Raw genomic sequence first — 14,271 nt, 5'->3', positions numbered from 1 at the left:
ATTCAGAGAAACTCCCGATGCCCACGCCCGACGCCGACTCCGCCACCGCGCTGCCCCTGACCCATTCCCCCACCCTGCGCCGCCTGCTCTACGAGGCGCTGGGCGATCTCGGGCTGGACCCCGCCGATATCTACCGCCGCGTATTCCAGCACCGCCGGCATCTGTTCATGCCCGCCGACGGGCGCCTCAAGCACGACGATGCACCGCTGTTCTGGGAGGCCGCCGAAGTGATTACCGGCGACCGCGACATCGGCCTGCACCTGGGCGAGCAGATGAAACCACGCATGCTCGACGTGGTCGGCTACCTGCTGCTGGCCAGCCGCGACCTGCGCGAGGCACTGGACAGCTTCGTGCGCTTCCAGCACATCCTCTCCGGCGGTTTCGTCGCCCAGCTGGACGTGCGAGGCGAGCAGGCGCGCCTGGTGATCGACCTCAACTACACCGGCGTCGCGCCGCTGCGCCAGCAGATGGAGTGCCTGGCGCTGCTGTTCATCAAGCTGATGAAGTCGATCACCGACGACGAGTTCAAGGTCGACGCCCTGGAGTTCCGCCATGCCCAGCCACGCCGGCTGGTGGAGCACCGCCGCCTGTTCGGGCTGCAACCCACCTTCGGCTGCCCGCACGATGCGCTGCTGTTCCCCAGCAGCCTGTTGCGACGCCCCTCGCGCACCGCCAACCCGCAGATGCATGCGCTGCTCTGGCAGCACGCCGAGGCGCAGCTGGGCGAGCTGGCGGAAAACCAGCTGCTCAACCGCCTGCACTACCTGCTGGGCGTGCGCCTGGGCCAGGCGGACTGCTCCCTGGCCGCCTGCGCGGCGGAGCTGGGGCTGGCCCCCGGCGCCCTGCAGCGGGCCCTGGCCGAACAGGGCAGCAGCCTGCGCAAGGCGCGCGATGCGGTGCGCCAGTCCCGCTCGCTGGAACTGCTGGCCGGGGGCATGCCGATCCGCGAGGTGGCACGGGCCTGCGGCTTCGCCGAGCTGTCGCCCTTCTACCGGGCCTTCCGCCGCTGGCACGAGATGACGCCGGAAACCTATCGGCAGCGGCTGCAGGGCACGACCGGCACCTGAACCCGTGCGATTCGCCACGGCTGATCTAGCCTTGGGGAGGGCCTGGAGGTGCGATGAACAGAATCATTGCGGGGTGCCTGCTGGCAGGATGCTGCGGGGTGGAAGCGGCGGAGCCCGTGAAGATTTGTCTCGGCGATGGCAACGAGTGGCCGCCCTATACCTACTGGGAGCGCCATGACGGCAAAATCGACCACACCCGCCTCAGCGGCTCGGCGACCACCCTGGTGCTGACGGCACTGCAACGCCTCGACCTGCCCTATGAGCTGCACTACCTGCCCTGGGCGCGGGTGCAGCAGGAGCTGGCCGACTTCGCCCGCTCCGGTCACTGCGAGGTGACCTGGGACGCCAGCTACACCGAGGAGCGCGCAACCTTCGCCCACTACAGCGAGCCGCTCTACCGCACGCGCCTGGGCCTGTTCTATTCCACCCGGCGCTTCGCCGAGGCACCGGCGGTCACCGACGCCACCAGCCTGGCCAACTACCGGGTGTGCGGGGTCATCGGCTACAACTACGCGCCCTATGGCATCACCCAGGACGTCCTGCGGGTGAAAAGCGTGCAGCAGAACCTGGGGTTGCTGCAGCTGCAACGCTGCGACTTCTTCCCCAGCGAGATCGAACCGCTCTACGGCGGGCTGTCCCTGGGGGCCTACCAGGGCGACGAAACGCTGCGCCATCTCGAGCTGCCGGCGAGCAAGGCCTTCTACCTGCTGGTGAGCAAGGGTTCGCCACGGGGGGCGTCGTTGAGCCAGGCGCTCGACCGGGAGTTGCAGACCCTGCGTGACAGCGGCGAGGCCGAGGCCATCTTCCGCCGCTTCCAACCGTCCGCGCTAAGTGCTCAGCCCGCCGGCGCCCAGTCGCAGTAGCAACCCACCGCCAGGGTGTGGGTGGCGTCCACCGGGCGGCCATCCTGCAGCGCCTCGAGGATGGGTTCGATGAAGCTGTTGGCCGAGTTGCACACCGCCCCTTCGCTGTAGGGGCCGAAGTAGGCCAGGCGGCCTTCGCGGTCCCAGATGCCGACGGCGGGCGTGGCTGGGATGGCCGCGGCACCGGGCAGCTCGGCGAGCAGGGTCATGCGTTGCAGGTTCTGCGGCAGCTGGCCCTTGCTCCCCGGTTTCTGCACGGCATAGAAGGCCACGCCCCGGTCGGCGAAGCGCTCGATCAGCTCGCCCAGGTGCTGCTGGTTGCCGACGTTGCAGGGGCAGGCGGGGTCGAAGAAATGCACCAGGCGGATCGGCCCCGGCCCGGCCAGTTCAGCGGGCAATTGCAGGCCATCGCCGGAGAACAGCGTGGTGCGCTCGCTGAACGGGCGGACGAAGCGCGCGTCGTACCAGCGGTAGGCGGCGACCATGGCGATGATCCAGGCGATGACGAGCAGGCTGGCGAACAGTGTTCTACGGGAAGGCGAGCGCATGGGGAGAGACCTTTTGCAGGACGCGTAGCTTGCCACGGCGCGCCCCGCAGCTGAATATCGGCAACCTTTATCGCCGGCCGCCCGGCCCCCGGCCACTGCCCCGTTCGAATGGATACCCCCGATGCCAGATGCCTTCCAGCCCGATCAACTGCGCTCGCTCCTGCGACCCTTGGCCGCAGCGGCACCCGACCTGCAGTTGGCCGGCCTCTACCGGGCCTTCTACGGGCTGGACTTCTCGGCGCGGATTCCCGGCGTGCAGACGCGCCTGGGGGTGATGCAGGTGGAGTCCTACACCCTGGCCACCCAGGCCTGGTGGCCGGCGCAGCCGCGCGCGACCCTGGTGCTGCTGCACGGCTACTACGACCACATGGGCCTGTACCGCCACGTGATCGAGTGGGCGCTGGGGCTGGGCCTGGCGGTGATCGCCTGCGACCTGCCGGGGCATGGGCTGTCCAGCGGCGCCCGCGCCAGCATCCTCGACTTCGCCGAATACCAGGCGACCCTGCGCGGCCTGCTGGCCGAGGCGCGGACGCTGGACCTGCCGCAGCCCTGGCACCTGGCCGGGCAGAGCACCGGCGGCGCGATCATCCTCGACTACCTGCTGACCGGCGCCCCCGAGGCCTGCATCGGCGAGACCCTGCTGTTCGCCCCCCTGGTACGCCCGCGCGCCTGGGGCTGGTCGAAATTCAGCTACCGCATGCTCAAGCCCTTCGTCGAAAGCATCCCGAGGCGCTTCAGCGTCAACTCCAGCGATGCCGAGTTCATCGACTTCGTCCACCACCACGACCCGCTGCAGCCGCAGAACCTGCCCACCGCCTGGGTTGGCGCGCTGTCGCGCTGGGTGCCGCATATCGAGGCCGCGCCACGCTCGACGCGCCGCCCGCTGGTGATCCAGGGCGATGGCGACATGACGGTGGACTGGCGGCACAACCTCAAGGTGCTGGACGACAAGTTCGCCCAGCCCGAGGTGCTGATGCTGGAGGGGGCCGGGCACCACCTGGTGAACGAGGCACCGGCCTATCGGGAGCGTTACTTCGCCTTCCTGCGGGAACGCCTGGGGTACTGAGCCAGGCCCGCAGCGGCGGGCTAGTAGCTCTGCTGCGCGGGCGCCAGGCTCGCGGCATCCTGGCCCACGGCGAGGCCCGCACGCACGGCGGCCAGGGCGGCCTGATAATAGGCCTTGCCCTCGCCGGACTCGGCGAAGGTGACGAACTCTTCCAATTCCGGATCGGACAGGTCGCGATAGACATACAGCAGGGTGTTGTCGAGATCGTTGCTGATCTGCTCCATCACCCGCTGGCGCTGGCTGTCGAGCAGGCCCTGGGCCTGGCCGCCACCGAGCAGGCCGGGGAGCATCTGGCTGAGGCTGTCGGCCGCCACGCCCGCCAGGGCCAGGCTGACCTCGGCGCCGGCTTCCTTGGCCGGCAGCGCCTGGGCCAGGTGGCGCACCTGCAGGCGGCGGGTGGCGCTGGCGTCGATGCGCGGCAGGCCATTGGCGTTCTTCGCCAGCTGGTCGCGACGGGTGGCGAGCACTTCGGCGGCGATGATCTTGCGCCCCAGCGGCGACTGGAAGAAACCCAGGGCCGGGCGCGGGTCGCTCAGCGCGTTACGCAGGGCGGCCTGGGCACGCTGGTCGATGGCCTCGGCCTGGAAACGCTGGTTGCTGTTGTTCACCAGGGCCTGGTACACGGCCGGCGGCAGGGTCTTCTGGTAGCGCTGCTGGGCCGCCGACAGGGCGTCGTTGAAGTGCGCCCGCTGTTCCGGCCAGCCCGCCGCCTGGTACAGGCTGGCGTGGTCGTCGGCCAGCGCCGGCAGACCGATGAGCAGGAAGGTGACGGCAAGAAGCAGGCGCATGGTGACTCCTGGAGGGCGCGATCCGGTGTTGTTCTAGACCCGGGGCTGCGGGTTCGGTTCGGTCGGGGTGCGGGCTGCATGGGCGGAGGGCACGGCGGCTGGGGCTCCGGCCATGGTGGCGCGGGGGCTATTCTCCGTGCTGGCGGGCGGGCTTGTCGAGGAGCTGAGAAGGCCTCGTCATAAATTTAACCGAACGCTGTAGGCGGCATTCTGCGGCCTGATTAGAATGCGCCGATCATGCCGAATCCCGACGCGTTCATCCCCTTCGAGCCCATCAGCGACGACGTTGCCCAGCGCGGCTGGTCGTTGCAGCCCGGCGCCATCGCGGCCGACCTGGTCGCCGCCCTGGCGCGGGAATGCCGCGCCCGCGCGGCGGCCGGCGAGCTGAGCCCGGCGGGCATCGGCCGGGGCGATGGCCAGCAGGTGCGCGAAGGCATCCGTGGCGACCGCATCGATTGGCTGGAACCCGGCCAGGCCGCGCCCTGCGACCACTACCTGGAACTGATGGACGAGCTGCGCCTGCGGCTGAACCGCGAGCTGTTCCTGGGGCTGGAGGATTTCGAGGCGCATTTCGCCCTCTATCCGCCGGGGGCGTTCTACCAGAAGCACCTGGACCGCTTCCGCGACGACGATCGCCGCGCGGTCTCGGTGGTGCTCTACCTCAACCCCGACTGGCAGCCCGGCGAAGGCGGCGAACTGCGCCTGTACCTGGCCGACGGCGCCACCCACGACGTACTCCCCGAAGCCGGCACCCTGGTGGTGTTCCTCTCCGGCGACCTGCCCCACGAGGTGCTGCCGGCCAGCCGCGAGCGCCTCTCCCTCACCGGCTGGTTCCGCCGCCGCGGTGACGGCCCGCTCTGAGCCGCCCGGGGCCTTAGTGGCCCCAGACCTTGATGGTGCCGCGCAGGTCGACGATGTCGCGAATCTCGATATTGCCCAGGCTGCTGTCGCCCACGTACATGTCGCTGCTCACCCGCATGCGGATGCGCTGCGCGGGCAGGCCCGACTGGATCAGCTGGTCGTTGATGGTGGTCAGGTCCGGCAGGGTGAGGACCAGCTGGTCCTTGCCGCTGGCGTTCTTCACCACATCGACCATCAGGGTCGGCTGGTCGATGTTGAAGATCGGCAAGGTCAGGCCGAGCTGCGCCGGGCCCAGGGCGAAACTGCCGCCGGCGCCATTGGGGCAGGCGCTGGGGCTGTCGCAGCCGTTGTCGATGCGGATATTGCGCAGCGAGACGCTGTTGCCGCTGTCGGTCCAGCTGAGCTTGTCGATGCGCGCCATCACGTCCAGGCGGATGCTGATGCCGGCCTGGCCGGTGACGTCGGAAAGCTGCTGGTTATCGAGTGTTTCCATGGCTGCCTGGCTGGAGGCGCAGAACAGCAGGGCGGTGCAGGCGAGGAGCGGGATCGTTCTTGTTATGGGCATGGCGGCTGTCCTTCGCGGGTTGGCCGCCGCAGTCTGGGGAGCCCCTTGCCGCTGCGCCAGTGCCCCTCGCCGCTTCCCGCCTAAGGATGGGCCAGCCAAAGACTGGTGCGGCGCGAGGAACTTCACGGGTGTTACGCGCGGTGACCCTGGCAGCGACGCGGAGTAGGCTGGCAGCCTTCGAGGAGTGATTCATGCAGAAGATTCTGGTCAGCCGCTGCCTGCTGGGGCAACGGGTGCGATACGACGGCGGCGCCCACGGCCCCTATGACCTGCTGCAACGCTGGCAGGACGAGGGGCGCATCGTGCCGGTTTGCCCGGAAGTCGCCGGCGGCCTGCCCACGCCCAGGGCGCCGGCGGAGATTCCGGGCGGCCAGGGCACGCAGGTGCTGGAAGGGCGAGTAGCGGTGCTGACCGATAGCGGCGAGGACGTCACCGCCGAGTTCGTCGCCGGCGCGGGCATCGCCCTGGAGCTGGTGCGTCGCCATGGCATCGGCGTTGCGGTGCTCAAGGCACGCAGCCCCTCCTGCGGCAACGAGGAAGCCTATGACGGCACCTTCAGCGGCACCCGCGTGCCCGGCGAAGGCGTGACGGCGGCGCTGCTGCGCGCCGAAGGCGTGCGGGTGTTCAATGAAACGCAGCTTGAGGCCGCAGCCGCCTGGCTGGCGGCGCGGGAAGCCGCAGCAGCCGGTTAGGGCTGCTCGGGGTCTGCTTCGGGCTTGGATTCGGGCTGGGGCGATGGCTGCGGCTTCTCGCCCTCCGACGCCGCCTGGGAAGGCGCCTGGCCCTCCAGCCATTTGCGCGACAGTTCGTCCAGGCGCCCGCTGCTCTTGAGCTTGTTCAGGGCATTGTTGAGGGCACTGCGGAACGCCGGGTTCTCCTTGAGGAAGGGGATCGCCTGCTCCTGCGGGCCCTTCTCGCTGCCCTCCGCGCTCTTGTCCTGGGCCTGGCTGGGCGCCAGCGACTGGGTCAGCCCGCCGCTGTCGGTGCCACCGGCGATCTGCTGGCCGCCACCGACGCCATAGGGCTCGCTGAACTCCAGTTGCTGATCATCACGGGCGGCCTGGGCCTCGCGGCTGAGCACGATGTCTACACTGCCACTGCGCAGGCCATCGAGCAGCTTGTCGCGCGGCACGGGGATGAAGTCCGCCTTGACGTTGAGCTCATCGGCCAGGGCGTGGCCAAGCTCCACCTCGTAGCCGGTGAGCTTGTCGTCCTGGCGGAAGCTGTAGGGCGGCGCGTCGTCAACCAGGGCAATCCGCAGGCTGCCACGCTCCCAGACATCGTCGATCAGGTCGGCCCGGGCCAGCGGCGCGGCGACCAGGGGAATGAGGGCGAGCAGGCAGTGCAACAGGCGCATTTCAGGTAAACCTCTGGTTCTTCTTGATCGATGACCCGGGACGGTGGGTTCAGCGTAGACACAACCGGCAACGTCGGCCGCTGAACCTAACCCCCCATGCAGGGTCTGTGTGTTGCTTACCAACAAGGAGTCAGTCATGAAGCTTGCGTACGCTCCCCTGGGCCTTGCGGCCCTGCTGGCGGTGGTTTCCACCGCGTCGTTCGCCGAGATGCCACGCACCCCGGCCCCCGAAGGCGCCAAGGTCTATTTCATCGAGCCCGCCGACGGCGCCACTGTGGACAAGACGTTTAGCGTCAAGTTCGGTTTGCAGGGCATGGGTGTCGCACCCGCCGGGGTCGATGCCCCCGCCACCGGCCACCACCACCTGCTGATCGATGTCGACAAGGAGCCGGCGATGAACATGCCGCTGCCGATGACCGACAACCTCAAGCACTTCGGCAAGGGCCAGACGGAAACCCAGGTCACCCTGCCGCCGGGCAAGCACACCCTGCAGCTGCTGGTGGGCGACAAGAACCACGTGCCGCTGGACCCGCCGGTCATCTCCGAGAAGATCACCGTCACCGTGAAATGATCGTGAAATCGCAGGCATGAAAAAGGGAGGCCGAGGCCTCCCTTTTCAGTGTCCAGCTCCGTCGTCAGGGCTCGCGAGCTAGAGCGAGACAAGGCGGGAATGGCCGAGAAGCGCGGCGTTCACATCTGTGAATGAGCACTTCGAGTCCGCTCCCAACGCCGTATCGCCGACGCGCAAGGCACGCCCTACAGCATGAGCCTCAGCACGAATCGCCAGATGAACCTGAAATCCCAGGCATGAAAAAGGGAGGCCAAGGCCTCCCTTTTTACTGTCCAGCTCCGTCATCAAGGCTCGCGAGCTAGAGCGAGACAAGGCGGGAATGGCCGAGAAGCGCGGAATTCACATCTGTGAATGAGCACTTCGAGGCTGTTCCCAACGCCGTATCGCCGACGCGCAGCAGCCCTGGGTTAGAAGAGGACGCGGCTGCGAATGGTGCCGTTGACGTGCTGCAGCTTCTCCAGCGCCAGGTCCGAGTACTCGGCGTCGACGTCGATCACCACATAGCCGACCTTGGCATTGGTCTGCAGGTACTGGCCGGAGATGTTGATGCCATTGTCGGCGAACACCTTGTTGATTTCGCTCATCACGCCGGGAACGTTGGCGTGGATGTGCAGCAGGCGGTGCTTGCCGGGGTGCGACGGCAGGGCCACTTCGGGGAAGTTGACCGAGGACACGGAGGTGCCGTTGTCGCTGTACTTGACCAGCTTCTCGGCCACTTCCAGGCCGATGTTGGCCTGGGCCTCGGCGGTGGAACCACCGATGTGCGGGGTCAGGATCACGCGATCCAGGCCACGCAGCGGGCTTTCGAACTCTTCGTCGTTGGACTTCGGCTCGACCGGGAACACGTCGATGGCGGCGCCGATCAGGTGCTCGTCCTTGATGGCGGCGGCCAGGTGGTCCAGCTCGACCACGGTGCCGCGCGCGGCGTTGATCAGGATGCCGCCCTTCTTGATGGCGCGGATTTCCTTCTCGCCGATCATCCACTGGGTGGAGGGCAGCTCGGGAACGTGCAGGGAGACGATGTCGGACATGCCCAGCAGCTCGTGCAGGTTACCGATCTGGGTGGCGTTGCCCAGCGGCAGCTTGGTCAGGGTGTCGTAGAAGAACACCTGCATGCCCAGGGCCTCGGCCAGTACCGAGAGCTGGGTGCCGATGGAGCCGTAACCGACGATGCCGAGCTTCTTGCCACGGATCTCGAAGGAGTTGGCCGCCGACTTGATCCAGCCACCACGGTGGCAGGAGGCGTTCTTCTCCGGGATGCCGCGCAGCAGCAGGATGGCTTCGGCCAGAACCAGCTCGGCGACCGAGCGGGTGTTGGAATAGGGGGCGTTGAACACGGCGATACCGCGTTCGCGGGCGGCGTTCAGATCGACCTGGTTGGTACCGATGCAGAAGCAGCCCACGGCGATGAGCTTCTTGGCGCAGTCGAACACTTCCTCGGTCAGCTGGGTGCGGGAGCGGATGCCGATGAAATGGGCATCAGCGATCTTTTCCTTCAGTTCGTCGTCCGAGAGCGCGCCCTTGAGGTACTCGATGTTGCTGTAGCCGGCGGCCTTCAGGGTGTCCACGGCGTTCTGGTGGACGCCTTCGAGGAGAAGGAACTTGATCTTGCTCTTGTCGAGGGAGGTCTTGCTCATCTGCGTACCTATTTGTCCCGGTAGAAAAGTTCAGAAGGCTGTGCTGCAGCTACCCCGCAAAACGCCTGTAAGGCATGATTCACGGGGTGCGTATGCTAGCATGTTCTCCTTTTTCCTTGCTCGGTTGCGACCTGAAACGTTCTCAGGGCGACCATGAATGATTCGAGAGTTCCCTTGATGACCAATGTTGCCCTGATCGAAGAGCTGAAGACCCTGGTTGAGCCTGGCAAGGTGCTGACCGACGCTGATTCCCTGAACGCCTACGGCAAGGACTGGACCAAGCACTTCGCGCCAGCGCCTACCGCCATCGTCTTCCCCAAGACCACCGAGCAGGTGCAGGCCATCGTCCGCTGGGCCAACCAGCACAAGGTCGCCCTGGTGCCCTCGGGCGGCCGTACCGGCCTCTCCGCTGCCGCCGTCGCCGCCAATGGCGAGGTGGTCGTGGCCTTCGACTACATGAACCAGATCCTCGAATTCAACGAATTCGACCGCACCGCCGTGTGCCAGCCGGGTGTGATCACCGAGCAGCTGCAGAATTTCGCCGAGGACAAGGGCCTGTACTACCCGGTGGACTTCGCATCCGCAGGTTCCAGCCAACTTGGCGGCAACATCGGCACCAATGCCGGTGGGATCAAGGTTATTCGCTACGGCATGACCCGTAACTGGGTCGCCGGCCTCAAGGTCGTCACCGGCACCGGCGAGCTGCTGGAGCTGAACAAGGACCTGATCAAGAACGCCACCGGCTACGACCTGCGCCAGCTGTTCATCGGCGCCGAAGGCACCCTGGGCTTCGTGGTCGAGGCCACCATGCGCCTGGATCGCGCGCCGAAGAACCTCACCGCGATGGTCCTCGGCACCCCCGATTTCGATTCGATCATGCCGGTGCTGCACACCTTCCAGAGCAAGCTGGACCTCACCGCCTTCGAATTCTTCTCCGACAAGGCCCTGGCCAAGATCATGGCCCGTGGCGACGTGCCGGCGGCCTTCGAGACCGAATGCCCCTTCTATGCGCTGCTGGAGTTCGAAGCCACCACCGAGGAAGTGGCCAACGATGCCCTGGCCACCTTCGAGCACTGCGTGGAGAAGGGCTGGGTGCTGGACGGCGTAATGAGCCAGAGCGAGCAACAGCTGCAGAACCTGTGGAAGCTGCGCGAGTACATCTCCGAGACCATCTCCCACTGGACGCCCTACAAGAACGACATCTCGGTGACCGTTTCCAAGGTGCCGGCCTTCCTCAAGGACATCGACACCATCGTCGAAGCCAACTACCCGGACTTCGAAGTGGTCTGGTTCGGCCACATCGGCGACGGCAACCTGCACCTGAACATCCTCAAGCCGGACGCCCTGTCCAAGGACGAGTTCTTCGCCAAGTGCACGACCGTCAACAAGTGGGTGTTCGAGACCGTGCAGAAGTACAACGGCTCGATCTCCGCCGAACACGGCGTGGGCATGACCAAGCGCGACTACCTCACCTACAGCCGCTCGGAGCCCGAGATCGCTGTGATGAAGGCCATCAAGGCGGTGTTTGATCCCAACGGGATCATGAACCCCGGCAAAATCTTCAACTGAAAGCTACTGCGCTCGTGACGCTTTCAGGTCCGTATTCTCAAGGAGTCGGTAAATGAGTTACCAGCACCAGTACGTCGACGGCACCCGCATCCATTTCCCCCTCGGCAAGGTCGTGTGCATCGGCCGCAACTACGCCGAGCACGCCAAGGAACTGAACAACCCGGTGCCCACCGAGCCGCTGCTGTTCATCAAGCCGGCCTCCAGCGTGGTGCCCATCGAAGGCGGCTTCTCCATTCCCGAGGACCGTGGCGTGGTGCATTACGAAGCGGAGATCGCCGTGCTGATCGGCAAGCCGCTGTCGCGCAACCCCAGCCTGGAAGAGGCCCGTGACGCCATCTCCGGCTTCGCCCCGGCCCTGGACCTGACCCTGCGCGACGTGCAGGCCAAGCTCAAGGAGAAGGGCTGGCCCTGGGAAGTCGCCAAGGCCTTCGACGGCGCCTGCGTGCTGGCGCCCTTCGTGCCGGGAGATGCCATCGAGGAGCTGAGCGACATCGGCATCCGCCTGACCATCAATGGTGAAGTGCGCCAGGACGGCAACAGCAGCGACATGCTCAACCCGGTGCTGCCGCTGCTCCAGGCCATCAGCCAGCACTTCAGCCTGCAGCCGGGCGACGTGGTGCTGACCGGCACCCCGGTGGGCGTCGGCCCGCTGAACAAGGGCGATGCCCTGGTGCTGGAACTGGTCGGTCATTCTTCGTTCGACAGCGGCGTCATCTGAAGCCGCCAGGGAACTTCGGCGGTGGCAGACGATCTTACCGCCACCAGCCGAAGCCGTAGCCAATGGCCATGACCTTTCCCCGCCCCAATCTCCGCACCTGCACCCTTCTGGTCCTGTTCGCGGCCTGCGTCGCCTCCATCCGCTATCTGCACCTCGACGATCGCGCCTCCCTCTGGCTCAGCGAACGCAACCTGAGCAAGGGCGAGCGCGCCGCCAGCATCTGGCTGCCGGGCTACAAGGCGGTGCTGCAGGGCAAGCCCCTGGCGGGTCTGGAGAACGACGAAACCTCCGACCTGGCCTACAACCCGGTCACCGGCACCCTGTTCACCGTCACCGGCAAGGTGCCGCAACTGGTGGAGCTGACCCGCGAAGGCGACGTGCTGCGGCGCATTCCGCTCAAGGGTTTCTCCAACCCCGAAGGCGTGGCGGTGCTGGAGAACGGCAACGTCGCGGTGACCGACGAGCGCCGCCGCAGCCTGTCGATCTTCCGCCTCGACCCGTTGACCCGCGAGCTGGACGTGACCCAGGGCGACGAGTTCGACCTGGGCTTCCCGGATTCCGGCAACAAGGGCTTCGAAGGCATCGCCTGGGACCCGGCGCAAAGCCGCCTGCTGCTGGGCAAGGAACGCACGCCGGAGATGTTCAGCTTGAACAGCGACGGCAGCCGTCGCCTGGAAGGCGCCCTGCGCCCGCTCCCCGGCTACGGCCTGGGCATGCGCAACCTCTCGGCCCTCAGCGTCGACCCGCGCACCGGCCACCTGCTGGTGCTCTCGGCGCAATCGAACCTGCTGCTGGAGCTGGACGAGACCGGCGAGCCGGTGAGCTTCATCAGCCTGCTGGGTGGGCTCAATGGCCTGGCCAAGCGCATCCCCCGGGCCGAAGGCGTGGCCATGGACGAGCGCGGCGACATCTACATGGTCAGCGAGCCCAACCTCTTCTACGTGTTCCGCAAGGCCGACAACGCCGACGCTCCTGAGCGTGGCTAACGGCATTCAGCTTCGCTTAAGGCTGTTTTAAGCCTGGCTTCAGCGCCGCGCCATAGCCTGATCCCGTCAACCACATCGAACGGGATCAACCCCATGAACGCCAAGTACCTCGCCCTGCTCATCGCCCCGCTGTTCTCCACCGCCGCCCTGGCCTCCAGCTACACCGGCCCCGGCTCCACGCCCCAGGTCACCACCGTGGCCGCCGCCATGGAAGCCGCCGACGACGCCGCCGTGGTGCTCCAGGGCCAGATCGTCAAACGCATCAAGGGCGATATCTACGAATTCAAGGACGCCACCGGCACCATCAAGGTCGAGATCGACGACGAAGACTGGCCGCCCCACGCCATCGACGACAAGGCCCAGGTCAAGCTCACCGGTGAAGTGGACCGCGACCTGATGGGCCGCGAGATCGACGTCGAGTTCGTCGAGCGGGTCAACTGATCCAACCCCCGCCCTCCAAACGGCCCCATTGCGGGGCCGTTTTTCGTTGGGGATTTGCTGTTGCGAAAGAGGAGGCGCATGCCGGGTAGGACCCAACGTGCCTGTGCATGATGGGTTTCGCTTCGCTCTACGCCATCCTACGAAAGCGGTCATCCGGGGCCCTAGCCGCGACGCCCTCACGCCACCCCATCGAACCCCTGCAGCACATTGATCGCGTTGATGCCGATCTCCTCCACCGCATAACCCCCCTCCATCACGAACAGGGTCTGCAGGCCGAGCTGGCCGATGATCTCGCCCATGCGCAGGTAGTCCGGGCTGTCGAGCTTGAACTGCGAGATGGGGTCCTCCTTGAAGGTGTCCACACCCAGGGACACCACCAGCGCGTCCGGGGCGAAGGCGGCGATCTGCCGGCAGGCGTCGGCCAGGGCCTGGCTCCACACCGCCCAGTCGCTGCCCTCGGCCAGCGGGTAGTTGAAGTTGAAGCCCCTGCCCGCGCCCTCGCCCTTCTCGTCGGCGAAGCCGAGGAAGTAGGGGTACTCGAAGCGCGGGTCGCCGTGGATCGAGGTGAACAGCACATCGGCACGGTCGTAGAAGATGTCCTGGGTGCCGTTGCCGTGGTGGTAGTCGACATCGAGCACCGCCACGCGCTTGGCGCCCTTGTCCAGCATGGCCTGCACGGCGATGGCGGCGTTGTTCAGGTAGCAGTAGCCGCCCATGTAGTCGGCGGCGGCGTGGTGGCCCGGCGGGCGGCACAGGGAGAACACCCCGCGCGCGCCCTTGGCCAGTTCGGCCTGGCCGCTGAGGGCGACATTGGCCGAGCTGATGATGGCCTGCCAGGTGCCGGCGGTGATGGGCGCACCGGCGTCGAAGGAGTAGTAGCCCAGGCGGCCGTCGATGTCGGTGGGCTCCACCTGGCGCAGGCGCCGGGTCGGCCAGGCGATGGGCAGCATGTCGTGGCTGCGACCCTTGGCCTGCCAGTCGGCCCAGGCGTTCTGCAAAAAGCGCACGAAGCCTTCGCTGTGTACCCGCAGGATCGGCGCCAGGCCGAAGTCCTGCGGCGCCTGGATGGCGCCGAGCTGCACGGCCTTGGCGCGGTCCAGGACCATGTCGGCGCGGCTGGGCTTCTCGAAGCAGGGGGTGAACTGGCCGCCGATGAGTTCGTGCTTGCCGTGGTGCAGGTGATGGTCGTCGCTGTAGAGGGTCAGCATGTCCGGCTCCTTGGGAGGCTGGTTGG

General features: G+C 66.8%; 16 protein-coding genes. 10 read left to right on the top strand and 6 right to left on the bottom strand.

Annotated features, from left to right (window positions below):
• Positions 1-17: 17 nt before the first annotated feature.
• A complete protein-coding gene (locus tag PI990_RS01770) occupies positions 18-1,067 on the top strand; it encodes an AraC family transcriptional regulator (RefSeq protein ID WP_271659666.1) in 1,050 nt (349 codons plus the stop codon).
• A gap of 53 nt (positions 1,068-1,120) precedes the next feature.
• Positions 1,121-1,930 carry a substrate-binding periplasmic protein gene (locus PI990_RS01765; protein WP_271659665.1) on the top strand — a complete coding sequence of 270 codons (810 nt, stop codon included), beginning with the start codon at positions 1,121-1,123 and terminating at the stop codon, positions 1,928-1,930.
• Here the strand turns inward: PI990_RS01765 and PI990_RS01760 are convergent.
• Positions 1,903-2,478 carry a DUF6436 domain-containing protein gene (locus tag PI990_RS01760; RefSeq protein ID WP_271659664.1) on the bottom strand — a complete coding sequence of 192 codons (576 nt, stop codon included), beginning with the start codon at positions 2,476-2,478 and terminating at the stop codon, positions 1,903-1,905. The two genes, PI990_RS01765 and PI990_RS01760, sit on opposite strands and share 28 nt — an antisense overlap.
• Positions 2,479-2,599: 121 nt before the next feature.
• Between PI990_RS01760 and PI990_RS01755 the strand changes: the two genes are divergently transcribed.
• Entirely contained in the window at positions 2,600-3,544 is a 945-nt protein-coding gene (locus PI990_RS01755) for an alpha/beta hydrolase (protein WP_271659663.1), read from the top strand.
• A 20-nt stretch (positions 3,545-3,564) separates the two neighbouring features.
• On the opposite strand, the gene PI990_RS01750 is transcribed toward PI990_RS01755, so the two are convergent.
• Complete coding sequence (locus tag PI990_RS01750; protein WP_271659662.1) at positions 3,565-4,332, bottom strand: hypothetical protein; 768 nt, start codon at positions 4,330-4,332, stop codon at positions 3,565-3,567.
• Between the two features lie 237 nt (positions 4,333-4,569).
• On the opposite strand from PI990_RS01750, the gene PI990_RS01745 reads away from it, so the two are divergent.
• Positions 4,570-5,193 (top strand): 2OG-Fe(II) oxygenase, encoded by a 624-nt coding sequence (locus tag PI990_RS01745; RefSeq protein WP_271659661.1) that lies wholly within the window; start codon positions 4,570-4,572, stop codon positions 5,191-5,193.
• A gap of 13 nt (positions 5,194-5,206) precedes the next feature.
• Here PI990_RS01745 and PI990_RS01740 read toward each other — a convergent pair whose 3' ends face one another.
• A complete protein-coding gene (locus tag PI990_RS01740) occupies positions 5,207-5,758 on the bottom strand; it encodes a DUF6160 family protein (protein ID WP_271659660.1) in 552 nt (183 codons plus the stop codon).
• Between the two features lie 191 nt (positions 5,759-5,949).
• Here PI990_RS01740 and PI990_RS01735 point away from each other — a divergent pair, with 191 nt between their 5' ends.
• Positions 5,950-6,450 (top strand): DUF523 domain-containing protein, encoded by a 501-nt coding sequence (locus PI990_RS01735; protein WP_271659659.1) that lies wholly within the window; start codon positions 5,950-5,952, stop codon positions 6,448-6,450.
• On the opposite strand, the gene PI990_RS01730 is transcribed toward PI990_RS01735, so the two are convergent.
• Positions 6,447-7,115 carry a transporter substrate-binding domain-containing protein gene (locus PI990_RS01730; RefSeq protein ID WP_158545626.1) on the bottom strand — a complete coding sequence of 223 codons (669 nt, stop codon included), beginning with the start codon at positions 7,113-7,115 and terminating at the stop codon, positions 6,447-6,449. The genes PI990_RS01735 and PI990_RS01730 overlap by 4 nt on opposite strands.
• 136 nt (positions 7,116-7,251) lie before the next feature.
• Between PI990_RS01730 and PI990_RS01725 the strand changes: the two genes are divergently transcribed.
• Positions 7,252-7,686 (top strand): DUF4399 domain-containing protein, encoded by a 435-nt coding sequence (locus PI990_RS01725; protein ID WP_271659658.1) that lies wholly within the window; start codon positions 7,252-7,254, stop codon positions 7,684-7,686.
• A gap of 407 nt (positions 7,687-8,093) precedes the next feature.
• Here the strand turns inward: PI990_RS01725 and serA are convergent, their stop codons facing one another.
• A complete protein-coding gene (gene serA / locus PI990_RS01720; RefSeq protein WP_021218284.1) occupies positions 8,094-9,323 on the bottom strand; it encodes a phosphoglycerate dehydrogenase in 1,230 nt (409 codons plus the stop codon).
• A gap of 177 nt (positions 9,324-9,500) precedes the next feature.
• On the opposite strand from serA, the gene PI990_RS01715 reads away from it, so the two are divergent.
• The 4 genes from PI990_RS01715 to PI990_RS01700 all read left to right on the top strand — a co-directional run bounded on the left by PI990_RS01715 (position 9,501) and on the right by PI990_RS01700 (position 13,037).
• Positions 9,501-10,892: an FAD-binding oxidoreductase gene (locus tag PI990_RS01715; protein WP_271659657.1), complete on the top strand. Its 1,392-nt coding sequence runs from the start codon at positions 9,501-9,503 to the stop codon at positions 10,890-10,892.
• Positions 10,893-10,944: 52 nt separating this feature from the next.
• Positions 10,945-11,610 (top strand): fumarylacetoacetate hydrolase family protein, encoded by a 666-nt coding sequence (locus PI990_RS01710; protein WP_021218282.1) that lies wholly within the window; start codon positions 10,945-10,947, stop codon positions 11,608-11,610.
• A gap of 68 nt (positions 11,611-11,678) precedes the next feature.
• Positions 11,679-12,596, top strand: coding sequence for an SdiA-regulated domain-containing protein (locus PI990_RS01705; protein WP_169708372.1), 918 nt, complete (start codon positions 11,679-11,681; stop codon positions 12,594-12,596).
• A 93-nt stretch (positions 12,597-12,689) separates the two neighbouring features.
• Positions 12,690-13,037 (top strand): NirD/YgiW/YdeI family stress tolerance protein, encoded by a 348-nt coding sequence (locus PI990_RS01700; RefSeq protein ID WP_021218280.1) that lies wholly within the window; start codon positions 12,690-12,692, stop codon positions 13,035-13,037.
• A gap of 176 nt (positions 13,038-13,213) precedes the next feature.
• On the opposite strand, the gene PI990_RS01695 is transcribed toward PI990_RS01700, so the two are convergent.
• A complete protein-coding gene (locus PI990_RS01695; protein WP_271659656.1) occupies positions 13,214-14,245 on the bottom strand; it encodes a histone deacetylase family protein in 1,032 nt (343 codons plus the stop codon).
• Positions 14,246-14,271 lie beyond the last annotated feature (26 nt).

This window comes from Pseudomonas sp. TUM22785 (assembly GCF_028198105.1).
Lineage (GTDB): Bacteria > Pseudomonadota > Gammaproteobacteria > Pseudomonadales > Pseudomonadaceae > Metapseudomonas > Metapseudomonas solani.
This window is presented reverse-complemented; position numbering and strand designations above follow the sequence as displayed.